The 22308-nt window shown below is 71.7% G+C and carries 25 protein-coding genes; 16 read left to right on the top strand and 9 right to left on the bottom strand.

Annotation, left to right across the window (positions count from 1 at the left end):
• Positions 1–77: 77 nt before the first annotated feature.
• The 3 genes from lipA to ACZ607_RS03115 all read left to right on the top strand — a co-directional run bounded on the left by lipA (position 78) and on the right by ACZ607_RS03115 (position 2251).
• The gene (gene lipA / locus ACZ607_RS03125) at positions 78–1046 is read left to right on the top strand and encodes a lipoyl synthase (RefSeq protein WP_382991086.1); all 969 of its coding nucleotides are present in this window, start codon (positions 78–80) and stop codon (positions 1044–1046) included.
• A gap of 266 nt (positions 1047–1312) precedes the next feature.
• Complete coding sequence (locus tag ACZ607_RS03120; RefSeq protein WP_099176328.1) at positions 1313–1513, top strand: SCO2195 family GlnR-regulated protein; 201 nt, start codon at positions 1313–1315, stop codon at positions 1511–1513.
• A 30-nt stretch (positions 1514–1543) separates the two neighbouring features.
• The gene (locus ACZ607_RS03115; protein WP_469731150.1) at positions 1544–2251 is read left to right on the top strand and encodes a DUF4191 domain-containing protein; all 708 of its coding nucleotides are present in this window, start codon (positions 1544–1546) and stop codon (positions 2249–2251) included.
• An 87-nt stretch (positions 2252–2338) separates the two neighbouring features.
• Here the strand turns inward: ACZ607_RS03115 and ACZ607_RS03110 are convergent, their stop codons facing one another.
• Positions 2339–2806 carry an RDD family protein gene (locus ACZ607_RS03110; protein WP_469731148.1) on the bottom strand — a complete coding sequence of 156 codons (468 nt, stop codon included), beginning with the start codon at positions 2804–2806 and terminating at the stop codon, positions 2339–2341.
• A gap of 222 nt (positions 2807–3028) precedes the next feature.
• Here ACZ607_RS03110 and glnA point away from each other — a divergent pair, with 222 nt between their 5' ends.
• From glnA to ACZ607_RS03075, 7 genes are all read left to right on the top strand, one after another.
• A complete protein-coding gene (glnA, locus tag ACZ607_RS03105; RefSeq protein ID WP_469731146.1) occupies positions 3029–4438 on the top strand; it encodes a type I glutamate--ammonia ligase in 1410 nt (469 codons plus the stop codon).
• A 217-nt stretch (positions 4439–4655) separates the two neighbouring features.
• Positions 4656–4928, top strand: coding sequence for a GlsB/YeaQ/YmgE family stress response membrane protein (locus ACZ607_RS03100; protein WP_469731143.1), 273 nt, complete (start codon positions 4656–4658; stop codon positions 4926–4928).
• A gap of 155 nt (positions 4929–5083) precedes the next feature.
• Positions 5084–5434, top strand: coding sequence for an ArsR/SmtB family transcription factor (locus tag ACZ607_RS03095; protein WP_469731141.1), 351 nt, complete (start codon positions 5084–5086; stop codon positions 5432–5434).
• Positions 5418–8069, top strand: a complete 2652-nt coding sequence (gene mgtA / locus ACZ607_RS03090) for a magnesium-translocating P-type ATPase (protein ID WP_469731139.1) — start codon at positions 5418–5420, stop codon at positions 8067–8069. The genes ACZ607_RS03095 and mgtA overlap by 17 nt, the downstream gene beginning before the upstream one ends.
• Positions 8070–8143: 74 nt before the next feature.
• Positions 8144–8374 carry a Sec-independent protein translocase subunit TatA gene (gene tatA / locus ACZ607_RS03085; RefSeq protein WP_469731137.1) on the top strand — a complete coding sequence of 77 codons (231 nt, stop codon included), beginning with the start codon at positions 8144–8146 and terminating at the stop codon, positions 8372–8374.
• A 76-nt stretch (positions 8375–8450) separates the two neighbouring features.
• Positions 8451–9029: a TerD family protein gene (locus tag ACZ607_RS03080; protein WP_469731135.1), complete on the top strand. Its 579-nt coding sequence runs from the start codon at positions 8451–8453 to the stop codon at positions 9027–9029.
• A 107-nt stretch (positions 9030–9136) separates the two neighbouring features.
• Positions 9137–9712: a TerD family protein gene (locus ACZ607_RS03075; RefSeq protein WP_124276846.1), complete on the top strand. Its 576-nt coding sequence runs from the start codon at positions 9137–9139 to the stop codon at positions 9710–9712.
• Positions 9713–9800: 88 nt separating this feature from the next.
• On the opposite strand, the gene ACZ607_RS03070 is transcribed toward ACZ607_RS03075, so the two are convergent.
• From ACZ607_RS03070 to ACZ607_RS03050, 5 genes are all read right to left on the bottom strand, one after another.
• Complete coding sequence (locus tag ACZ607_RS03070) at positions 9801–11612, bottom strand: choline/carnitine O-acyltransferase (protein WP_469731133.1); 1812 nt, start codon at positions 11610–11612, stop codon at positions 9801–9803.
• 39 nt (positions 11613–11651) lie between these two features.
• Positions 11652–12458 (bottom strand): methyltransferase domain-containing protein, encoded by an 807-nt coding sequence (locus ACZ607_RS03065; protein ID WP_469731131.1) that lies wholly within the window; start codon positions 12456–12458, stop codon positions 11652–11654.
• Between the two features lie 45 nt (positions 12459–12503).
• Complete coding sequence (locus ACZ607_RS03060; RefSeq protein WP_469731129.1) at positions 12504–13373, bottom strand: HalD/BesD family halogenase; 870 nt, start codon at positions 13371–13373, stop codon at positions 12504–12506.
• A 163-nt stretch (positions 13374–13536) separates the two neighbouring features.
• Positions 13537–14343: a hypothetical protein gene (locus ACZ607_RS03055; protein WP_469731127.1), complete on the bottom strand. Its 807-nt coding sequence runs from the start codon at positions 14341–14343 to the stop codon at positions 13537–13539.
• A 74-nt stretch (positions 14344–14417) separates the two neighbouring features.
• On the bottom strand, positions 14418–14687 hold the full coding sequence (locus ACZ607_RS03050) for a hypothetical protein (RefSeq protein ID WP_099176343.1): 270 nt from the start codon (positions 14685–14687) through the stop codon (positions 14418–14420).
• A gap of 119 nt (positions 14688–14806) precedes the next feature.
• On the opposite strand from ACZ607_RS03050, the gene ACZ607_RS03045 reads away from it, so the two are divergent.
• A complete protein-coding gene (locus ACZ607_RS03045) occupies positions 14807–15166 on the top strand; it encodes an arsenate reductase family protein (protein ID WP_469731124.1) in 360 nt (119 codons plus the stop codon).
• On the opposite strand, the gene ACZ607_RS03040 is transcribed toward ACZ607_RS03045, so the two are convergent.
• Positions 15144–16028 carry an alpha/beta fold hydrolase gene (locus ACZ607_RS03040; RefSeq protein ID WP_469731122.1) on the bottom strand — a complete coding sequence of 295 codons (885 nt, stop codon included), beginning with the start codon at positions 16026–16028 and terminating at the stop codon, positions 15144–15146. The two genes, ACZ607_RS03045 and ACZ607_RS03040, sit on opposite strands and share 23 nt — an antisense overlap.
• 41 nt (positions 16029–16069) lie before the next feature.
• Here ACZ607_RS03040 and ACZ607_RS03035 point away from each other — a divergent pair, with 41 nt between their 5' ends.
• The gene (locus ACZ607_RS03035) at positions 16070–16513 is read left to right on the top strand and encodes a MarR family transcriptional regulator (RefSeq protein WP_469731120.1); all 444 of its coding nucleotides are present in this window, start codon (positions 16070–16072) and stop codon (positions 16511–16513) included.
• Between the two features lie 9 nt (positions 16514–16522).
• Here ACZ607_RS03035 and ACZ607_RS03030 read toward each other — a convergent pair whose 3' ends face one another.
• Positions 16523–17449, bottom strand: coding sequence for a Gfo/Idh/MocA family protein (locus ACZ607_RS03030; RefSeq protein ID WP_469731118.1), 927 nt, complete (start codon positions 17447–17449; stop codon positions 16523–16525).
• A gap of 204 nt (positions 17450–17653) precedes the next feature.
• Here ACZ607_RS03030 and glnII point away from each other — a divergent pair, with 204 nt between their 5' ends.
• The 4 genes from glnII (at position 17654) to ACZ607_RS03010 (ending at position 21749) form a co-directional block, all read left to right on the top strand.
• Complete coding sequence (gene glnII, locus ACZ607_RS03025; RefSeq protein ID WP_469731116.1) at positions 17654–18688, top strand: glutamine synthetase; 1035 nt, start codon at positions 17654–17656, stop codon at positions 18686–18688.
• A gap of 354 nt (positions 18689–19042) precedes the next feature.
• Positions 19043–19675 carry a winged helix-turn-helix domain-containing protein gene (locus ACZ607_RS03020; RefSeq protein ID WP_469731114.1) on the top strand — a complete coding sequence of 211 codons (633 nt, stop codon included), beginning with the start codon at positions 19043–19045 and terminating at the stop codon, positions 19673–19675.
• A gap of 176 nt (positions 19676–19851) precedes the next feature.
• Entirely contained in the window at positions 19852–21117 is a 1266-nt protein-coding gene (locus tag ACZ607_RS03015) for a sensor histidine kinase (RefSeq protein WP_469731111.1), read from the top strand.
• A complete protein-coding gene (locus ACZ607_RS03010; protein ID WP_469731109.1) occupies positions 21102–21749 on the top strand; it encodes a LuxR C-terminal-related transcriptional regulator in 648 nt (215 codons plus the stop codon). The genes ACZ607_RS03015 and ACZ607_RS03010 overlap by 16 nt, the downstream gene beginning before the upstream one ends.
• A 21-nt stretch (positions 21750–21770) precedes the next feature.
• On the opposite strand, the gene ACZ607_RS03005 is transcribed toward ACZ607_RS03010, so the two are convergent.
• Positions 21771–22253: a MarR family winged helix-turn-helix transcriptional regulator gene (locus ACZ607_RS03005; protein ID WP_469731107.1), complete on the bottom strand. Its 483-nt coding sequence runs from the start codon at positions 22251–22253 to the stop codon at positions 21771–21773.
• Between the last annotated feature and the right edge of the window lie 55 nt (positions 22254–22308).

The raw sequence follows: 22308 nt of genomic DNA, 5'->3' as shown, positions 1-22308 counted from the left end.
GCAAGGCCGTTCTAACCACGGGCGTACCCTGGTGTTCGCCGAAGAATCCAATGCAGCGAAAGCAAAGGGGTGCCGGAGTGTCCGGTGTCGCACCCGACGGGCGCAAGATGCTGCGCCTGGAGGTCCGAAACAGCCAGACCCCCATCGAGCGCAAGCCCGAGTGGATCAAAACCCGGGCGAAGATGGGCCCCGAGTACACGAAGATGCAGGCGCTCGTGAAGGGCGAGGGGCTGCACACCGTGTGCCAGGAGGCCGGCTGTCCGAACATCTACGAGTGCTGGGAGGACCGCGAGGCGACGTTCCTCATCGGCGGCGACCAGTGCACCCGGCGCTGCGACTTCTGCCAGATCGACACGGGGAAGCCGCAGGCGCTGGACCGTGACGAGCCGCGCCGCGTGGGCGAGTCCGTCGTGACGATGGACCTGAACTACGCCACGATCACCGGCGTCGCACGCGACGACCTGGACGACGGCGGCGCGTGGCTGTACGCGGAGACCGTGCGCCAGATCCACGCCCAGACCGCGGAGCGGGAGGGCGGCGCCACCAAGGTGGAGCTGCTGATCCCCGACTTCAACGCGGAGCCCGCGCAGCTCGCCGAGGTCTTCTCCTCGCGTCCGCAGGTGCTCGCGCACAACGTCGAGACGGTGCCGCGGATCTTCAAGCGGATCCGCCCCGGCTTCCGTTACGAGCGCTCCCTGGAGGTCATCACGCGGGCCCGCGAGGCCGGCCTGGTGACGAAGTCCAACCTGATCCTCGGCATGGGCGAGACCCGCGAGGAGGTCAGCGAGGCGCTCCAGGACCTGTACGACGCGGGTTGCGAGCTGATCACGATCACGCAGTACCTGCGGCCCTCCGCGCGGCACCATCCGGTCGAGCGCTGGGTGAAGCCGCAGGAGTTCGTCGAGCTGAAGGACGAGGCCGACGCGATCGGTTACTCGGGCGTCATGTCCGGCCCGCTGGTGCGTTCCTCGTACCGCGCGGGACGCCTCTTCCAGCAGGCGATGGAGCGGCGCGGCGCCACCGCCGCGACCGCTTCCGCCGTGTGAATCGGCGCACAAGCGGCTACTGAGCGTCAACGCCCGCAACGACGCGGCCCGTACGTCCCCCGCAGGTAGGGGGCCCGTATGGGCCGCGTCGGCGTGCGCGCCGCCGAAATCAGAGGTTCATTGGTGTTTGACCGACCGGTCATGCACTGGTAACACCGAGCAGTGACCCTAGGTACATACGCGGTGGCTCCGCAGCCGCCGTCGTCATTGCTTCCCGCTACTCAGTGCGCGCCGTGCGCGCATCCGCTCCGAGGGGAACACCCACGATGCACGCCGCACCGGTACGAGCCAATGCCATCCCGACCGTCACCACCGCGCTCCGCGCGGTCGAGTCGCTGCTCATGAGCAGCGGCCAGCGCACCGCCCGCCGCAACGCCTGGACGGCCGTCCTGGAGGACCGCCGCAGGGCGCAGGACCGGGTCGAGGCGGAGCATGTGCTGAAGGCTGTGGCCGACCACCGTTCCTAGGTCGCTCCCCCGCCACGTAAACTTCGGTACATGGCGAGGAAGGCAAACACTGACGGCGCGGACAGCGCCGAGAACGCGGGGCGGCTCAAGCAGATCGCCCTGACCTACAAGATGACCAGGCGGTCGGACCCCAAGGTGGGTCTTGTCGTCGCGGGTGTGGGAATCGTCACCTTCGGTGTCTTCCTCGCGATCGGTTTTCTGATCGGTCACCCCGTTTACGCGGGCATCCTGGGCTTCGTCCTGGCCTTCCTCGCGATGGCGATCATCTTCGGCCGGCGTGCCGAGCGTGCGGCCTTCGGACAGATGGAGGGCCAGCCGGGCGCGGCGGCGGCGGTGCTGGACCGGGTGGGCCGTGGCTGGACCACCACCCCGGCCGTCGCGATGAACCGCAGCCAGGACGTCGTCCACCGGGCGGTCGGCAAGGCCGGCATCGTCCTGGTGGCCGAGGGCAACCCGAACCGGGTGAAGAGCCTGCTGGCGGCCGAGAAGAAGCGGATGGCCCGGATCGTCGTCGACGTACCGGTGCACGACATCATCGTCGGTGACGGCGAGGGCCAGGTGCCGCTGAAGAAGGTGCGCACCACGATGCTGAAGCTTCCGCGGGTCCTGACCGGCCCGCAGGTGACCGCGGCCAACGACCGGCTCCGGGCCATGGGCGACCTGATGAGCAACATGCCGCTGCCGAAGGGCCCGATGCCGAAGGGCATGCGGATGCCGCGCGGCGGAAAGATGCGCTGACCGAGCACGTACGCGAAGGAGCGGCCCCGGACGGCGTACACGTCCGGGGCCGCTCCTCTTCTACTTTTCCACTCCGCTTGGCGCGTCTCAGATGCGGACCTGGACGGCGCGGGCCAGCCGGTCGTGGAGGCCGCGGCTGTCGCGGTCCCAGACGATGGCCGGGATCACCAGGAGCAGCAGCACCGTCCGCAGGACGACCCGCACGGTGCCGAGCCGCCCGCCGTCCTCGGCGACGACCCGCAGGCCCATGATCCGCTTGCCCGGGGTGGAGCCGACGGTCCCGACCGTGAGCAGGCTCAGCACGAGGAAGACGCCGAGCGCCCAGTTCCCCGCCGACTGCTGGTCACCACGAGCGATCAGCCCGTATGCGATCAGCATGCAGGCGGCCCAGTCGATGAAGAGGGCCCCGAAGCGCCGGCCGAGCGGGGCCACGGACCCCGGGCCTTCCTGGGGCAGACCGAGGCGCTCGCCCCGGTAACCGAAGTCGGCGCCCATCTCCTCGGCGGCCGCGCGGGGCCCCGAGAGCCACGATCCGATTGCTTGCCTGTTGTCCACCCGACCACGGTACTGCGCCCAGGTTTGTACCGGGCCGGGCGGGGCACCGAACACGTCGCTGAGGTGCTGACCACCACCGCCCTGGTTAACTTGTGCGAAACAAATGGGTCATGCTGGAGAAATCCTGTCTGCCTATGGTCGGGACCAGCGTGTGCCACCGCACTGGCCGCACAGACGAGCTGCAACCCCGCCCTTTCCCGGGTCGGGAGTAGGAGGAGTTGGATGTTCCAGAACGCCGACGAAGTCCAGAAGTACATCGCCGACAACGACGTCAAGTTCATCGACGTCCGGTTCTGCGACCTGCCGGGTGTGATGCAGCACTTCACGATCCCTGCGGCGACCTTCGACCCGGCCGAGGAACTGGCTTTCGACGGCTCGTCGATCCGCGGCTTCCAGGCCATCCACGAGTCGGACATGGCGCTCCGCGCGGACCTGTCCACGGCCCGTGTGGACCCGTTCCGCCGCGACAAGACGGTGAACGTCAACTTCTTCATCCACGACCCGATCACGGGCGAGCAGTACAGCCGTGACCCGCGGAACGTGGCCAAGAAGGCCGAGGCGTACCTCGCCTCGACCGGTATCGCCGACACCGCGTACTTCGGCCCGGAGGCGGAGTTCTACGTCTTCGACAACGTCCGTTTCCAGACGTCGGCGAACGAGAGCTTCTACCACATCGACTCCGAGGCAGGCGCCTGGAACACCGGTGCGGTCGAGAACAACCGCGGTTACAAGGTCCGCTACAAGGGCGGCTACTTCCCGACGCCGCCGGTCGACCACTTCGCCGACCTGCGCGCCGAGATCTCCATGGAGCTGGACAAGAACGGCCTCCAGGTCGAGCGCCAGCACCACGAGGTCGGCACCGCCGGCCAGGCCGAGATCAACTACAAGTTCAACACGCTGCTCGCCGCGGCCGACGACCTGATGCTCTTCAAGTACATCGTGAAGAACGTCGCCTGGCGCAACGGCAAGACCGCGACCTTCATGCCGAAGCCGATCTTCGGTGACAACGGCTCGGGCATGCACGTCCACCAGTCCCTGTGGTCCGGCGGCTCCCCGCTGTTCTACGACGAGCAGGGTTACGCGGGCCTCTCGGACATGGCGCGCTACTACATCGGCGGCATCCTGAAGCACGCCCCGTCGCTGCTGGCCTTCACCAACCCGACGGTGAACTCGTACCACCGCCTGGTCCCGGGCTTCGAGGCGCCGGTCAACATGGTGTACTCGCAGCGCAACCGCTCCGCCGCGATGCGCATCCCGATCACGGGCTCCAACCCGAAGGCGAAGCGCGTCGAGTTCCGCGCCCCGGACCCGTCGTCCAACCCGTACCTGGCGTTCTCGGCCCTGCTGATGGCCGGCCTGGACGGCGTGAAGAACAAGATCGAGCCGCCGGAGCCGATCGACAAGGACCTCTACGAGCTGGCGCCCGAGGAGCACGCGAGCGTCCAGCAGGTCCCGACCTCGCTCCCGGCGGTCCTCGACGCGCTCGAGGCCGACCACGAGTACCTCCAGGCCGGCGGCGTCTTCACGCCCGACCTGATCGAGACGTGGATCGACTACAAGCGCACCAACGAGATCGCCCCGATCCAGCTGCGCCCGCACCCGCACGAGTTCGAGCTGTACTTCGACCTCTAGGAGCAGGGTGGGCCGCACGGCAGGTCCACTCGGTTGAGCTCGGGAACATGAGCGAGGGCCGCCATCCCCTGGTCGGGGTGGCGGCCCTCGTTCGCGTTCGCGTACGACGGAAGGTGTGGTTCAGGATCCGTGAGAACACGCGTTTGGAAACGCCGGGACGGTAAACACGGTTCCTTGACAGCAGCTTCATACGACGTAACGGGGTAGGAGACGCACCATGGGCATCATCGCCTGGATCTTCATCGGTCTGCTCGCCGGCCTCATCGCCAAGGCACTGATGCCGGGCAAGGACCCCGGCGGCATCATCATCACGATGCTCATCGGTATCGCGGGTGGCCTTCTCGGCGGCTGGCTCGGCAAGGTCATCTTCGGGGTCGACTCCATCGACGGGTTCTTCGACCTCTCCACCTGGATCGCGGCCATCGTCGGCTCGCTCATCCTCCTCGCCCTGTACCGCGTCCTGACGGGCAACCGGCGCTCCCACCGCTGACCCGCGCCCCGCAGCCCTGCCCGACGGCTCCGCCTCCCCCTGGGGGTGCGGGGCCGTCCGCTGTCCGGAGCGCGGGGATCCGGTCGGACGGCGACACCTAGACTGAAGCCTCTTCGGGCCCGGCAGCGCGGCCCAGGCCGGACAGGAGCACGAAGGTGACAGCAGCGAACTCCGACGATCCGCCCGCCGAGGTGCTGGCGGACGCGGCTGCGGCGTTCGGGCTGCTGGCGTCGCCGCCGCGCCTGCACATCGTGTGGGCCCTGGCCGAGGGTGAGAGCGATGTGAGCGGGCTCGCCCAGCGCGTGGGCGGTGCCCTGCCCGCGGTCAGCCAGCATCTGACGAAGCTGAAGCTCGCCGGTCTCGTACGCTCCCGGCGGGAGGGGCGGCGGCAGGTCTACTTCGTCGACGACGCCGATGTGGTGACGGTGGTCCGGCTGATGATCGGCCAGCTGACCACCCGTGCCGAGGGGGCCTCCCGCCCCCGTCTCCGTGACCTCGGTGCCTGAGACCGCGACGGCGGGAATTACCGGTCCTGCGGTCCCCCTGGAGCAGTGGGCGCGGCAGCCGGTGGCCGGACCGCCCTCCTGGTCGGGGCTCACCTCCCTCCAGGTGCTGCGTCAGCTGGACAGCGGGCCCCGGGGGCTCGTCGAGGCGGAGGCCGGGGAGCGGCTCGCCCGGTTCGGTGAGAACACGGTGCCGCCGTGGCGGACGGTCTCCTGGCCCCGCCGCCTCGGCGGAAGCCTGCGGGACCCGTTCACCACGGTGCTGCTCTGTCTGGGAGTGGTGTCGGCCGCCGTGGGCGCCTGGGGGACCGCGGGCGTGATCCTCTCGCTGGTGGTGGTCAGCTGCGTGCTGCGTGCGGGCGGGGAGCGCCGGGCCGACCGGTCCGTGGCCGAGCTGCGGAAGCTGGTGGCGACCACGGCGACCGTGCTGCGGCGTACGGAGGAGGACGGGGCGCCCCGGTCGCGGGAGCTCCCGGTCGCCGAGCTGGTGCCCGGCGATGTGATCCGCCTCGCGCCCGGTGATCTGGTCCCCGCCGATGTGCGGCTCCTGCGCGCGAGCGGCCTCACCGTGCATCAGGCCCCGCTGACGGGCGAGTCGGCGCCGGTGGCGAAGCGCCCCGTCGACGTACCGGAGCCGGAGGGCGGTCCTTTCGACCAGCCGCAGCTGTGCTTCCAGGGCAGCAGCGTGGCGTCGGGCAGCGGTACGGCGGTCGTCGTCCGGACCGGGGCGCACACCCGCTTCGCCGCCACCCGGAGCGGGCCGGGACGGCGTGCGGCCAGTGCCTTCGACCGGTCGGTGCACGGGATCTCCTGGGTCCTGATCCGGTTCATGCTGCTGACGCCGCCGCTGGTGCTCATGGCCAACGCGGCGCTGCGCGGCCGGGGCTTCGAGACGCTGCCGTTCGCGGTGGCCGTCGCCGTCGGGCTCACCCCGGAGATGCTGCCGGTCATCGTCACGACCACCCTGGCCCGTGGGGCGTCCCTTCTCGCCCGGGACCACAGGGTGATCGTCAAGCGGCTTCCCGCGCTGCACGATCTGGGCGCGGTCGATGTGCTGTGCCTGGACAAGACGGGCACCCTCACCCAGGACCGGCCGGTCCTGCACCGGGCGCTGGACGTCCGGGGAAGGCCGGATCCCGAGGTACTGCACTGGGCCGGCGTCAACGCCTGGTGGACGCTCCAGCTCGCCGATCTGCCGGCCCCCGACGCCCTGGACGAGGCGATCCTGGACGCGGTCGGGGAGGACGCGCCGTCGGCGTACGAGGGTGTGGCGGTCCTGCCCTTCGATCCGGTGCGGCGCCTGTCCACCGCGGTCGTACGCCGCCCGGGCCGCCTCGGGCTGCACACGCTCGTGGTCAAGGGCGCGGTGGAGGCCGTGGTCGAACGCTGTGCGCTCGCCGACGACGAGCGGGCCCGGCTGCTGGCTCTCGCCGCGCGGGAGGCGCACGACGGCATGCGGCTGCTCGCGGTCGCCACCGCCGAACGGCCCGCCCGGAACCGTGACCACACCACGGCCGACGAGCGCGGCCTCACCCTTCTGGGCTTCGTCGCCCTGCGCGACGCCCTCGCGCCGACCGCCGCGGACGCCTTGGAGGTCCTCGCGGACCGGGGCGTCGCCGTGAAGATCCTGACGGGGGACCATCCGGGCACGGCGGCCCGCGCCTGCCGGGACCTCGGGCTCGATCCCGGTGCCGTCCTCTGCGCCGACACGGTCGAGGACGTCACGGACGACGAGCTCGTGGACCTGGCCCGCCGCACCACCGTCTTCGCGCGCTGCGCTCCCGAGCACAAGGCGCGGATCATCGCGGCGCTGCGCGCCGGCGGTCACACCACCGGATTCCTCGGCGACGGTGTCAACGACCTGCCCGCGCTCCGGGCGGCCGACGTCGGCATCTGTCCGCGCGACGCGGTGGACGTGGCCCGGGAGAGCGCCGACGTGGTCCTGGCCGAGAAGGACCTGACGGCCATCGCGCACGCGATCACCTCCGGCCGGCACAGCAGCGTGAACATCGCCACGTATCTGCGGATCACGCTCTCCTCCAACCTCGGCAACGTGATCGCGATGCTCGCCACGGGGCTGATGCTGCCCTTCCTGCCGATGCTCCCGTCACAGATCCTCGTCCAGAACCTGTGCTTCGACGCGGCGCAGCTGGCGTTCGCCTTCGACCGGCTCCACCCCTCCGCCCTCCGCCGGCCCACGGTGCTGCAACCCCGCCGCGTCCTGCGGTTCATCACCGGCTTCGGGCTGCTGGGGGCCGCCGCCGACCTGGCCACCTTCGGGGTGCTGGCCCTCGCCCTGCACGACGCCACCGGCTCCGTGGGGGCCGGTGAGGCGGGTGAGGCCGCCTTCCACGCCGGGTGGTTCACGGAGAACCTGCTCACCCAGGCGCTGGTGATGCTGCTGCTGCGTACGGGCCGCCGCCGCGTCCCCGGCGCCCCCGTCAGCCCGGTACGCCGGGCCGCCGCGGGCCTGGCCGTCATCGGCGTCCTGCTGCCGCTCTCCCCGCTCGGCCCGCTGCTGGGGATGACCGCGCTGCCGCTCCTGTACTACCCGCTGCTCGCCGCGGTCCTCGCCGTGTACACGGTGGCGCTGCGGATCAAGCGGTCCCGTTACGAGAGGGCGGGCACCGGGCGGTGACTCCACCCCCCGAGCTTGTACAGTTGCGCAATCCGGCAATCTTCATACGCGCGACGAGAGAGGACGGGGTGGCGATGCTCCGCAACGGACTGGAACCCTGGCACCTGCTGATCCTGGGGATCGTGGTCATCATGCTGTTCGGGTCGAAGAAGCTCCCGGACTCCGCACGGGCACTGGGGCAGTCCCTGCGGATCCTCAGGAGCGAGACGAGGGCCATGAAGGACGACGACGCGGCACCGGGCGCCACTCCCGGCCGCACGACCCCGGCCCAGCAGTCCGCCCCGGAGGGCGGCGCCGGGGCCTGACCCGCCCCCACTCACCTCCGGAACGGCCCGCACGAGGTCCTCCGGCCACCGTCTCGACTCGGGAGTAGCAGCGCACATGGGCGTCAGCCTCACCAAGGGCCAGAACGTCGTCCTCAACCAGGACGGCACCCCACTCGCCGACGTCACCGTCGGTCTCGGCTGGGACGCCCGGCCGGCCGGCGGGGCGGACTTCGACCTGGACGCGTCCGCGATCGTCTGCGGCACGGACCTGAAGGCCGTCTCCGACGAGCACTTCGTCTTCTACAACAACCTCACCAGCCCCGACGGCGCGGTCCGGCACACCGGGGACAACCTGACCGGCGAGGGGGACGGCGACGACGAGCAGATCCTCGTCGACCTGGACCGCCTCGGCGAGGGGACCGGCCAGGTCGTCTTCACCGTCTCCATCCACGCGGCCGAGGAGCGCGGCCAGAGCTTCGGCCAGGTCGACGACGCCTTCATCCGGGTCGTGGACAACCTCACGGGCCGGGAGATGTGCCGGTACGAGCTCTCCTACGACGCCGCCGGGGAGACCGCGATGGTCTTCGGCGCCCTCTACCGCAGAGGCGGCGAGTGGAAGTTCCGCGCCATCGGCCAGGGGTACGCCACCGGGCTGAGCGGCATCGCCCAGGACTACGGGGTGGACGTCGGCTGACCGTCCCCGGCCGACAGTTTCCGAGTTGCGCAATCGATGGAACCATGACGGTCGCCCCCGCGTTGGACGGGGTGACGACGCAGACCAGAAGCAATGGAGGAAATCCCGTGGGAGTCAGCCTGGCCAAGGGCGGCAACGTCTCGCTCAGCAAGGAGGCCCCCGGCCTCACCGCCGTGACGGTCGGACTCGGCTGGGACGTGCGGACCACCACCGGCGCCGATCACGACCTCGACGCCAGCGCCCTGATGTGCACGGAGGCCGGCAAGGTCGTGTCCGACGGACACTTCGTCTTCTACAACAACCTCACCAGCCCGGACGGTTCGGTCCAGCACACCGGTGACAACCTCACCGGCGAGGGCGAGGGGGACGACGAGTCCATCAACGTGGACCTGGCGACCGTGCCGGCCGGGGTCGCGAAGATCGTCTTCCCGGTATCCATCCATGACGCCACCGCGCGAGGACAGAGCTTCGGCCAGGTCCGTAACGCGTTCATCCGGGTGGTCAACCGGTCGGACAACGCCGAGCTGGCCCGCTACGACCTGAGCGAGGACGCCTCGACGGAGACCGCCATGGTCTTCGGCGAGCTCTACCGGCACGGCGGCGAGTGGAAGTTCCGCGCGGTGGGCCAGGGCTATGCCTCCGGGCTGGCGGGCATCGCGGCCGACTTCGGCGTCAACATCTGAGCCGCGCGCCGTAGGGCCGGGCCGGTTCCCGGGCGAGACAGAGGGAGGGGCCCGCCGGCCGGGCCCCTCCCCCGGCGTTCCGCCCCGGTCAGTCCGTCAGCAGCCGGCGGAGTTCGCCGACCGCCTCGCGGAGGTGGGTGCCGAAGGAGTGCATCTGGTCGGCCACCGCCAGCGGGGTGCTCAGGTAGAGGTTGAAGCGGTCCGGCAGCAGGACGTAGGCGATGCCGATGCAGCGGCTGCTCGTGGAGCCGAAGCCGAAGTACTGGATGTTCTCCGACGGCGCCGAGCTCGTGCTCAGGTAGTCGTCCCGCATCGTGAGCCAGCCCGGGGAGCGGTACAGGGCGGGCTGTTCGGTCACGCCCAGTTCGTCACCCCGGCGGCGCTGGATCAACTCCAGCTCCCAGAGGTGCTGTTCGGGTGCCTCGCCCGCCTGGCACTCCTTCGCCCGCGCCACATGGGCCCCGGCGGCGGCCCGGAACGCCGCGCGGCGGGCCTCACGGTCCGCCGCCGGGTCGTCCATCGCCGCGACGAAGAGCGGCATCTCGGGGGTGACGACGCGCATCGCCTCGGTGCGGCCGTGCCGGTACTGACGGGTGGCGATCGACTCGTACGTGGCTCCCAGGTGACCCTTGGCGCGCTGGTGGGCCAGTTGGTACGCGGCCTGGACGAAGGCGTCCGGGGACACCCCGAGCGCCTTGGCGGCCGTGCTGCCGAAGTCGTCGAACGACACGGTGCGGGTGGCGGTGTCATGCCCGTACGCGGCGAACGCCTCGGCCGCGGCGCGCACCCGGTCCCGCAGGGGCGCGTCCAGCTCGAAGGACAGGGGGTGCGGGACCGGCTCACCCTGGGGGCGTGCCCCGGAGCCGCGGGAGTGCGCGTCCGGCGGGGTGCCGAGCAGGGCGTCGGTGAAGCTGAGGATGGTCGTCCCGTCCAGCTCGCAGTGCTCGACGTTGATGCCGGCCCGGCCGTCCGCGAAGACGACGAACGAGACCGCCTTGTCGAACCAGCGGTTGCCCCGGTCCCCGTACAGCAGTTCGTCGCAGGCGGTCTGGGTGTCCTGGGGCGCGAAGTCCTCCAGGCAGACGCAGAAGAGCGCGGTCTCGATGTCGTCCAGCGTCCGGGCGTTGCCGGGGTGGCCGTCGACGAGGGACGCCCGGGCCGCCGCCCACTCCGCCCGGGCCATGGTGGTGAGGTGGCCGGCCCGGTCCTCGTCGGCGGTGTGGACGTCGGCCTTGGTGACGGCGCGCAGCCCGGCCTCGATCTCGTCGAGGGTGTGCGGGACGCCGTCGGGGCCGAGCACGTCCAGCCGGAACACGGTGCCCCGGAAGAACACCACGATGTGCCGGGCCGTGGACGGTCCGGGCGCCCGGTCGCTGTACGGGGCGCGCACGCCGTCCAGCGGCACCCCGGGGATGCGGGTCGTGGAGAAGAGGTACGCGTTCTGCACCATCGACTGCGGCACCCCGCGCTGCTCCACCGGCGCGATCAGCCCCTCGTCGAGCCGGCGCTTGTAGTGCAGCGCACCCGCGACGAGCCCGGCAGCGCGGTCGAGCTGCCCCTGGTCGCTGTCCTTGAACAGGAAGAAGAAGTTGGCGTTGAGCGCGATACGGTCCCGCCGGCCGAGGTAGCGGTAGGGCCAGAAGGTGTCGAGCCAGCTGTGCACGCCCTCCGTCGCGTCGTACTCCTCCAGCGCCGCGTGGAGGGTCCGGCCGGGGCCGCCGGGCCGCAGGAACGCGGCTACCTCGTCCTCCGTGGCGGCCCGCTCCTCGGCGGTCAGCAGTGGGGCGCACCAGGCGAGGAACCTCTCGCAGCTCGCCTCCAGCGTGGGCAGCGGCACGCGCGGCAGGCTGCCCTCACGGGCGAAGGTCGCTCCGGCTGCTGCTTCCTGACTGACGTTCAATGCGGCTCTCTTCTCGATGAGTGGGGATGGTGGGGCCGTCTACCGGTGGTGCGGCCTGGAGAGATGGAGCTGAGCGTAGAGCCAGCCGTCCTCCTCCAGCCCGCTCGCGTCGACACCGGCGGCCGCCAGGCTGTCCAGGACGCCCCGTTGTTCCCGGGGGCCGGCGAACCGCCGCTGCTTGAAGACCTCGTCGACCCGGACCGTCCGGTAGCCCAGCTCGTCCAGGGCGGCCTCGACGGGGTCGAAGGGGAACATCCGCAGCACGAAGTGCGCCATCCAGGGGAGGCGGCCCTCCTGGGCGCGGACCACACGGGTCAGGGTGCGCTCGGTGACGTAGCCGATGCAGCCCGTGGAGATCACCAGATCGGTCCCGGCGAGGCGGTCGCGCTGTTCGGGCGTGGGGTCGTACGTCTCCAGGTCGGCGTTGACGGTGTCGTCGAGGAATCCGGCCTCGCGCGCGTAGGCGAGCGCGGGGGCGGAGGCGTCGAGGCCGGTGAAACGCAGGGGGTGGGCGGGGCTGCGGTAGCGGGAGAGGTCGCGGTCGCGCTCCAGGAGTGCGGCGCGGGAGGCGGGTCCGCTGCCGTCGTAGCGCGCGTACAGCTCGTCCATCGTGGCGTCGTACTTGAGCAGGGCCGCGTTGATCCCGTACGAGCAGCCGATGTCCAGGACGCGGGGGGACGCGACCCGTTCGGTCTCCCGGTACTCCTTGATCAGCTTGTCGAACCAGGGCTTGGCCAGTTGGGGGACGCCGTAGCCGAGCGGGCGGAGCACCTGGAAGTACGTGCGGGGGTCGGGCGCGGTGTAGATGTGGTCCAGCGAGACTTTTCCGGACGCGTCGAGACGCAAGGGGCTTCTCCTCGGTGAGCAGTGCCTGGAGCCGTGCATCCGTGGTCAGTCCAGCAGTTGGTCGCCCCGTACGGCGCGTCCTTCGGCGGCCCGGTGTTCGGGCAGGACGCGGCCGAAGAGCTGCCGGGTGCGGGCCACGCTCCCGATGACGCCGGGGCGCTCGCTGTAGGCGAAGATCGCGCTGTGGCGTGCGCGGTCGCCGCGGACCGGGCTGACCCGGTGCAGCGAGTAGCGGCCCTTGAACAGCTGGAGGTCGCCCGGGCGCAGGGGCAGCCGCTCGGGCCGCCGTGCGCCGGTGCCGTCCAGGACGCCCCGGACGTCGTCGAAGCGCTCGTCGTCGGCGGACCTGATGTTGGGGCAGTACTCGAAGGAGCCGCCCTCCCGGGCCTCCTGGGTCAGCATGCTGACCGTGTACTCGTTGGTGTCGAAGTGCCAGGGGTGTTCCATGCCCGGCCGTACGACGTTGAGCACGAGCCCGGAGAGCGGGTCGGCGAGCTCGTACAGGCGGGGCAGCCCGAAGCAGTCGGCGACGAAGCGCTGGAACGACGCGTGGGCGTAGAGCCTGCCGATGAGGGTGTCCGAGGGGATGCGGTCGCGGGCGACGAACGCGTTGCCGCGCTCGAAGGTGCGCCGGCCGGGGTGGTCCTCGGGCAGCTCCGCGTCCACGTCGATGTTGTAGACGTTGACCGTCTCGACGTCGAAGTACGCGTCGGGGGCGAGGGCGGCGCACTCCCGTCGCAGGACCTCCTGGAGCGAGGGCCGGATGAAGTCCGGAAGTACGGTGCAGCCGACCTCGGCCAGTTCGCGCCTCGCCCGCGCGACGACGGCGCGGGTGTCGGTATGTCCGGGGTCCGACAGGGGGTAGTGGTCCGTGTCGACCACCTGGTCGAGCGTGATGGCTTGCAGAGTGCTCATCTGACCCTCTCCGCGCACATGTCGGTAACTCAACTGGCGAGTAACAGAGTTGAAGTTCCCACAGGCCCGCCGCGTTGTCTGTGACACGTCACACTTCCCGAGCGTGCGCACGGTGGCCAGAGGACCTTTCCGGCCGCGCCCCCGACTCCCGCGGGCCGCCGGTTCAGCCGAGCTCGATCACGGGGCGCACGAGGAAGTCCTCGAACATGTCCTCCCCCTCGGGCCCGCCGAGGAATTCCGCCGTGGCCGGATTGTGGTTGGCGGTGGCCAGCGGCAGCCATTCGAGCAGCGAGCCGTAGCCCCCGCAGACCGCCTCTCCCCCGTCGCCGCCGTACACGGATCCCGGGTCCGAGGTCATCTCGGCGCTGTCGTAGACGTCGTACGCGAGGTGCAGCCCGAAGGCGTTCGGCAGCTGGTGCGGGCCCGCTCCTCCGCCGTAGGGAAGGATGCCCGCCGGGTAGCCGTCACCCCAGCGGAACAGCGTGCGGGCGCCGGCTCCGCAGGCGTGCTCCCATTCGTCGGGATGGGGCATCCGCAGACCCTGGTCGGCGAGCAACGCGGGTATCAGGGCGGGGACTTCGGGGAGCTTCCTGGGCTCCACCGCCATCAGCACGGTGGGCAGGGTCACCGTGCGCGGCGGGGTCATCACCTGTGCGAGATGGGCGCGGAGGTCGGTGTCGAAGCCGAAGCCGCCCGCGAGGCTCTCCTCGCGGTAGGAGGCGAGCTGTTCGGGAAGCGGCTGCCAGGCGTCCACGTCGAAGCCGACGGTCACCTCTCCGCCGGGGACCAGGGCGTACCGCTCGCCGGCCCGCTCGATCACGGCGCGGTGCCGGTCGCCGTCCGGGTGCGGGCAGGTGTCCAGCCCGAGGAGCCGGCCGCCGGCCCGGCGGGCGGCCTCGTCCGCGTGACGCGTGGCGGTGGCGGCGTCCAGGGCGGACCAGCGGGCGAAGGTCAGGTCGGCGAGAGACATGGCGCGCAGTCTCGCACCCGTCCCGCGCGACGGGGCCCGCGCCCCCGGCTGCTCCGGGGGCGCGGGCCGGCGGGTCAGCGGCCGTAGCGGATCAGGGCGCGGACCATGCGGCAGGTGGTGTCGGACGGCGGGTGGATGGCGAGGCGGTCGGCCGCCGCGCGGATGCGGGCGTTGTCGGCGCTCGACGGCTGGTACACCCCGGTGTCGAGCAGGGCTATCGCCAGGCGCATGGCCTTCAGGCGGCGGTTGTGCGAGACGTACCACTCGCGGGGCCGGCCCGCGGGGAGCGGCTTCTTCCGCAGGGGCTTGTGGAGCGGCTGGGTCGTGACTGTGGCGACGGCCATCGGCAACCTCCTGGCACGGTGGTGGAACCCTCACGAACTCCCTCCATTCTACTGCCCACCACTGACAATCGCCCCTGGCCAGAGGCCTTTTGGGGGTTCACTCCCGTACCCTTGGCCCCATGGAGATCTGGATCAATCCCGCCTGTTCCAAGTGCCGTTCCGCGCTGACCCTGCTCGACGCGGAGGGCGCCGACTACACGGTCCGCCGCTACCTGGAGGACGTGCCGTCGCCCGAGGAGATCCGGGGCGTGCTCGACCGGCTCGGGCTGGAGCCGTGGGACATCACCCGGACCCAGGAGCCGGAGGCGAAGGAGCTCGGGGTGAAGGAGTGGGCGCGGGACGCCGGTTCGCGTGAGCGGTGGATCGAGGCGCTGGCCGGCCACCCGAAGCTGATCCAGCGCCCGATCATCACCGCGGAGGACGGTTCGGCCGTGGTGGCGCGGACGGACGAGGCGGTCAGGGACGCGCTGGGGCGCTGAGGAACTCCTCCATCCGGCGGCCGAGTTCGCCGGCCCCGGCGCCCTGCGGCACGGAGTGATGAGTAGCGCCCGCGACGGTCGCGACCCTGCCGTGCGGGAGCAGCCGGCGGGCCGCCGCGGCGACCTTCTCGGCGTCGTGGGCCCGGCTGTCCCCGGCGAACAGGACGAGCGTCTCGGCGTCGAGGCCGCGCAACTCCCCGGGCGAGGGCTTCGGGCCGGTGACCGGACGGGTGGCGGGGAAGCCCACCGCCTCGTCCCGCAGCCGTGTCCAGGCCGGGTCGCACGACGTGCCGCCCGTCTCCCAGGCCAGGAAGGCGCGGGTGCGGCGGACCGTGGGGCGGAGCAGCATCGGCAGGGCGTGCAGCAGATAGGCGGGGCGGAAGCCGGCGAAGCACCGGGTCGGGTCCACCAGGACGAGACGGCTGACGCGCCGGGGCGCGTCGAGGGCGTACCGCAGGGCGATCCACGCGCCGTACGAATGGCCGCACAGCGCCGTGGACTCCACGCCCAGCCCGTCCAGTACGGCGTCGAGCCAGGCGGTCAGGTCGTCCGTCGAACGGACCGGGCGCTCCCCCGGGGTGCTGCGGCCCGGTTCGCCGACGAGGTCGACCGCGTGGACGCGGTGGGTGCGTCCGAGGCGGGCGGCCTGGGCGGCCCAGACGGTCGAGGTGGCGCCGCCGCCGGGCAGGAGGAGCAGGGGCGGCGCGCCCCCGGGTCCGCAGCTGTTGACGCGCGTCGCGCCGTACGGGGTCGGGACCAGGGACGGGGCCGTGTCCTCGGGCCAGTGGGCGGCCAGGACCTCGTCGTACGCGGCGAGGAATCCCGGCGGGACGGGGCGAGGTGCACGGGGTGCTTGCGTCATGGTCTCCCATTTTATCTCGCTGAACGAGATAAAATGGGGGAATGACTGAGGACGACCCCATGGCCACCGTCCATCTGCTGCGCCGGGTGTCCGTCGAATTCGGCCTGCGCCAGGCGGAGTTCGCGGCCCGTCACGGGATGCACCCGACCGACGTACGCGCGTTGGTCTGCCTGCTGGACGCGGCCCGGTCGGGGACGCCCGCGACCGCCGGGTGGCTGGGGGCGCGGCTGGGGCTCAACTCCGCGGGGACCACCGCGCTCATCGACCGCCTGGAGCGCCTCGGCCACCTCACCCGCACCCGGGACGAGCGCGACCGCCGCCGGGTGCTGCTCGCGGTCACCGCCTCGGCCGTGGAGCGGGGACAGGAGTTCTTCGGGCGCCCCCTGGCGCGGATGACCGAGCTGCTGCGGACGTTCGACGACCGGGAGGCCGCTGCCGTCCGGCGCTTCCTCCTGGAGGCTCACACGGCGCTCACCGAGAAGTAGCCGCTCACCTCACACCGGGCGGCCGAGCGCGGCCTCCGCCTGCGCCAGCACCTCGGTGAGCCGCAGCCCGAACCGTACGTCGCAGGGGTGCGCCACCCCCGTACGCGCCGCCTCCACCAGGGCGTCCACGGCCGCTCCGAAGGCGTCCAGGGCGCTGCCGCCGCCCTCGGGCAGGGCGAAGACCCCGTGTTCGCCCCGGAATTCGACCTCCGTGCCGGCCGCCGCCGACGGGGCGTCCAGGGCGAGGGTCACGGTGCTGGACGCCCCGGAGGTGTGGCGGAGCAGCAGATGGGTGGTGTCGGCGGGGCCGGGGGCCGCGACCACCTCCGTCACGTCCCCCAGGACCGGGATCAGCACCGAGAGGGCGTGCGGGCCGCAGTCCCAGAGGCCGCCCTTCTCGCGGCGCCAGGGCGAGGCGGCGAACTCGTTGCCGGTGCCCGGGGCGTAGAGGGCGGCGAGCCACTGGGCGCGGGCCGTGAACCAGCCGCCCGCCTCGGCCCGCTCGGCGATCCAGCCGGCCGTGCCCCGCGCGAACCGCAGCGTGCAGAAGACCACGGAGGCGACCCCGGCCCGCCCGGCGGCGTCGGCGACCTCGCGCGCGCCGGCCACGGTGGTGGCGGCCGGCTTGTCGAGCAGGAGGTGCCGTCCGGCCTCCGCGGCGCGGGCGGCCAGGGGCGCCTGGACGTCCGGCGGCACGGCGAACGCCACCGCGTCGCTCGCGGCCACGAGCGCGTCGAAGCCCGCCTCACCGGTGTACGCCCCGGTGCCGTGGGCGGTGGCGAGGGCCTCGGCCGCTTCGGGCCGGCGGCCCCAGACACCGCTCAGTACGGCACCGGGGTGGGCGGCGAGGGCGGGGGCGTGGGTCAGGCGCGCCCAGGGGCCCGCCCCGACGAGGCCGACCCGCAGCGGCGCGGCGGAAGCTGGAGGTGTGGTCATGACGCCAGTCTGCCCGGCCCGGTGCGGCGGTGCGGAACGTATCCAGTGCGACGCGGGGTGAGACGCCCTCCGGCGGCGGGGACCTGCTGTCCGGTACGCCGGCGAAACGTCGGTAACACCGGGTTCACATTCGGGCAACGGACGGGAAATCGCGCCTTGCGAAGCTGCGCACATAGACCGCAGCACCCGCAAAGGATGGCGTCCGTGACCTTCAAGGCTGAGTACATCTGGATCGACGGCACCGAGCCGACCGCCAAGCTTCGCTCCAAGACGAAGATCATGGCGGGCAGCCCCGCGCAGGGTGTGGCGGATCTGCCCATCTGGGGCTTCGACGGTTCGAGCACCAACCAGGCCGAGGGCCACTCCTCCGACCGCGTCCTCAAGCCGGTCTTCGCGTGTCCGGACCCGATCCGCGGCGGCGACGACATCCTCGTCCTGTGCGAGGTCTTCAACATCGACATGACTCCGCACGAGTCCAACACCCGCGCCTCGCTGCGCCCGCTCGCCGAGCAGTTCGCGGGCCAGGAGCCGATCTTCGGCATCGAGCAGGAGTACACCTTCTTCGACGGGCACCGTCCGCTCGGCTTCCCCGAGGGCGGCTTCCCGGCCGCGCAGGGCGGCTACTACTGCGGTGTCGGCTCCGACGAGATCTTCGGCCGCGAGATCGTCGAGAAGCACCTCGACAACTGCCTGAAGGCGGGCCTCGCCATCTCCGGCATCAACGCCGAGGTCATGCCCGGCCAGTGGGAGTTCCAGGTGGGCCCGGTCTCGCCGCTGGAGGTCTCCGACCACCTGTGGATCGCCCGCTGGCTGCTCTACCGCACCGCCGAGGACTTCGACGTGTCCGCGACCCTGGACCCGAAGCCGGTCAAGGGCGACTGGAACGGCGCGGGCGCGCACACCAACTTCTCCACGAAGGCGATGCGCGAGGGCTACGACGCGATCATCACCGCGTGCGAGTCGCTCGGCGAGGGCTCCAAGCCGATGGACCACGTCAAGAACTACGGCGCCGGCATCGACGACCGCCTGACCGGTCTGCACGAGACCGCCCCGTGGAACGAGTACAGCTACGGCGTCTCGGACCGCGGCGCCTCGGTCCGTATCCCGTGGCAGGTCGAGCAGGACCGCAAGGGCTACATCGAAGACCGCCGGCCGAACGCCAACGTCGACCCTTACGTGGTCACGCGGCTGATCGTCGACACCTGCTGCACCGCGCTGGAGAAGGCCGGCCAGGTCTGACCCGTCACCGGCGGCACGAAGGGGCGTCCGCTCGCGGGCGCCCCTTCGGCCTGTCGGGCGGTACGGAAGGGGAGCGTGAGGAAGCTGACACAGGGGTCCGTATCGACGGGTGAGAGAACCCTGCTGCGCGACGCGGATGTCTGCTTCAATGGGGGCATGGCCAGCTTCCAGTACATCGCGTCGGGTCGCAGCGACCTCGAGCCGTTCTGGCCCTCCCGTCAGCACCATGACTTCGACCGGGTGTGTTGCCGCGCGTGGAACGCGCAGGCCCTCTAAAGCCGCATCACCCCGGCCTTCGGCCCGCGCGCACGACGTACGTCCTCGACGACTCCTCGCGCGAAAGAGCTGACCCTCATGGCGAACACCCGTACCTTCTCCACCGCGTCCGCCGCCACCGCGGCGTCCGCGGTGCCCGCTGCGGCCACCACCACCGCCCGCACCCCCCTGTCCCCCAACCGCCGGCTCCGCGCCGTCGACCGTGACGAGGTCGTCGAGTTCCCGGACGTCGCCGGCTTCCTGCCGCCGGGCGCCACCTGGCTGCCCGCGCCCCAGCACACGCTGCCGGCCCTGCCGGGCCGGCCTCCGATGGTCGGCTACCTGGTGCTCGTGCCCGCCGACCAGCAGCCGGCCCTGGCCGGGGCCGTGGCCTCCGCCCAGCACCGGGAGCTCGTGCCGGAGCGGGCGCCGGCCGGCTCCGCCCCGGCGGGCGGTCCCGTGCGGATCGACTCCACGCGGCGCACCGCCGCCGTGGACGGGGTCACCCTCGACCTCACGTACCTCGAATTCGAGCTGCTGGCCCACCTGGTGGCGCACCCGCACCGGGTGCACACCCGCGACCAGCTGGTGACGACGGTCTGGGGTTACGGACATGTGGGCGACGGCCGCACCGTCGACGTCCATGTCGCCCGGCTGCGCCGCAAGCTGGGCGCCGAGCACCGCCGTTCGATCCAGACCGTGCGGCGCGTGGGCTACAAGTACGCGCCCTGACCGCACCGTGCTCGTCAGGAGGCCCCGGGTCCAGTGCCCGGGGCCTCCTCGCGTTCCGATGGTGGTGCCAGGTACACCCCCGTCGGGTGGCGGAACGGCTGACGCCGGACCCCGCGTCCGGGCCAGACTGACGGCGTACGGGGTCCGCCGGGGGCCCGGCGAGGGGAGAGACCATCATGATTGCGGCACAGAGCCGGGCGCGGGGCGCGCTGCTCACCGGCGGGCGGGCGTTCGTCCTGTCCTTCGCGAGCATCGCGGGCTCGACCACCCTCTTCGTCCTGTCGGTCCTCTCGATCACCTTCGTCGTGCTGGGTGTCGGCCTGGTCACCACCCCCTGGGTGATGGAGGCGGTGCGCAAGCACGCCAACCGGCGCCGGCTGCTGGCGGCGGAGTGGTCGGACGTCCGCATCCCGGTCCCCTACCGCCCGTTCCCGAAGGATGTGCGCGCCGGTTTCACCGGACAGGTGGAGCGCACCACGCTGCTGCTGAAGGACCCGGCGACCTGGCGGGACCTGCGGTGGCTGCTGCTCGACATGACGGCGGGCTATGTGCTGCTGGTCCTCACCTTCGCGCTGCTGGTCTACCCGCTGGAGGGGCTCGTCCTGGCGGCAGGGCTGTGGCGGGTGTTCGAGGACAGCACGTACTGGTACGCCTTCGTCCCGGTCAGCAGCCAGCTGACCGCCCTGGCCGCCGCGGCGCTGGGCGTCGTGCTCTTCCACCTCGGGATGTACGCGGCCAAGCCCCTGCTGCGGCTGCACTTCGTGCTCGCCCGCTCGGCCCTCTCCCCCACCCCGGAGGAGCTCGCGCAGCGCATCGACCGGCTCACCGAGACACGGCACGAGGCCGTGGACACGGCGGCGTCCGAACTGCGGCGCATCGAGCGGGACCTGCACGACGGGGCGCAGGCCCGGCTGGTCGCCATGGGCATGAACCTCGGCACGATCGAGGCGCTGATCGAGAAGGACCCGGCGGAGGCCAAGAAGCTGCTGGCGATGGCCCGTACGTCCTCCGCCGAGGCGCTGACCGAGCTGCGTGATCTCGTACGGGGCATCCACCCGCCGGTCCTCGCCGAGCGCGGGCTCGGGGACGCGGTGAAGGCGCTGGCCCTGCGGCTGCCGGTGCCGTCGGAGGTGACCGTGGAGCTTCCCGGCCGGGCGGACGCCCCGGTGGAGTCGGCGGCGTACTTCGCGGTCAGCGAGACCCTGACGAACGCGGTGAAGCACGCGGAGGCCGACCGCCTCTGGGTGGACCTGCACCACGCCGACGGCATGCTGCGGATATCCGTCACGGACAACGGCAGGGGCGGTGCGTCCGTCGGGGGCGGTTCGGGGCTGAGCGGGGTCGAACGCCGACTGGGTACATTCGACGGCGTCCTGGCCGTCAGCAGCCCTGCGGGCGGTCCCACCATGGTGACCATGGAGATCCCTTGCGCGTTGTCCTAGCCGAAGATCTCTTCCTGCTCCGCGACGGCCTCGTACGGATGCTGGAGGCCTACGAATTCGAGATCGCGGCGGCCGTCGAGAGCGGGCCCGAGCTGACCAAGGCCCTGGCCGAGCTGGAGCCGGACGTCGCCGTCGTCGACGTCCGGCTCCCGCCGTCCCACACCGACGAGGGCCTTCAGTGCGCGCTGGCCGCCCGCCGCGCGAGGCCGGGGCTCCCGGTGCTCGTCCTGTCGCAGCACGTGGAGCAGCTGTACGCCCGTGAGCTGCTGGCCGACGGCAACGGCGGCATCGGCTATCTGCTGAAGGACCGGGTGTTCGACGCCGACCAGTTCATCGACGCGGTGCGCCGAGTCGCCGCCGGGGGTACGGCGATGGATCCGCAGGTCATCTCCCAGCTGCTGTCCCGGCGTTCGGCGGACGCGCCGATGGGCGGGCTGACGCCCCGGGAGCGGGAGGTGATGGAGCTGATGGCACAGGGCCGTTCGAACGTGGCGATCGCCGCGCAACTGGTGGTCACGGAACGGGCGGTGGCCAAGCACACCTCGAACATCTTCGGCAAGCTCGGCCTGCCCGTGTCGGACGACGACAACCGCCGTGTGCTGGCGGTCCTCGCCTACCTCGACCGGGGCTGACCGCCCACGGCCGGCGGGCCGTCAGCCCGCGAACCACCTCTCCGCGTCCAGCCGGAACGCCCCGGCGGGCGCCATCCCGCGCAGGTCCGCCTCCAGGGCTTCGACCCGCTCCGCGCCGAGGGTCCCGACCCACTCGGCACGGATCCGGTCGAAGCCCTCGGCGGATCTGGCCAGCATGTCGGCGCCGCGTGCGGTGACCCTGACCCGCTTGCGCCGGCCGTCGTCGGGGTCGTCGACCCGCTCCACGTATCCGAGGCCCTCCAGCTTGTCGACCGTCTTCCCGGCCGCCTGCTTGGAGACGCCCAGCCGCCGGCCGATCTCGCTGGCGCTCGCCCCGTCCGGCCCGACGGCCTGGAGCGCGAAGCCGTAGGCCGGGCGCACGTCCTGGTGACCATGGGCGGCCAGGTCACGGTGGAGCGAGTCGATGATCGACCGGAACCCCGCGAACAGCAGGAGCGGAAGCTCGAACCCCGCCCCACCACCTCCGCTCCTCTCCTCAGCCATTGCACACCTCGACAACCTGGTTTACCTTTTCGACAATCACGTTGTCGAGTTTACC

The sequence above is a fragment of the Streptomyces sp. NPDC104381 genome (assembly GCF_055583745.1).
This window is presented reverse-complemented; position numbering and strand designations above follow the sequence as displayed.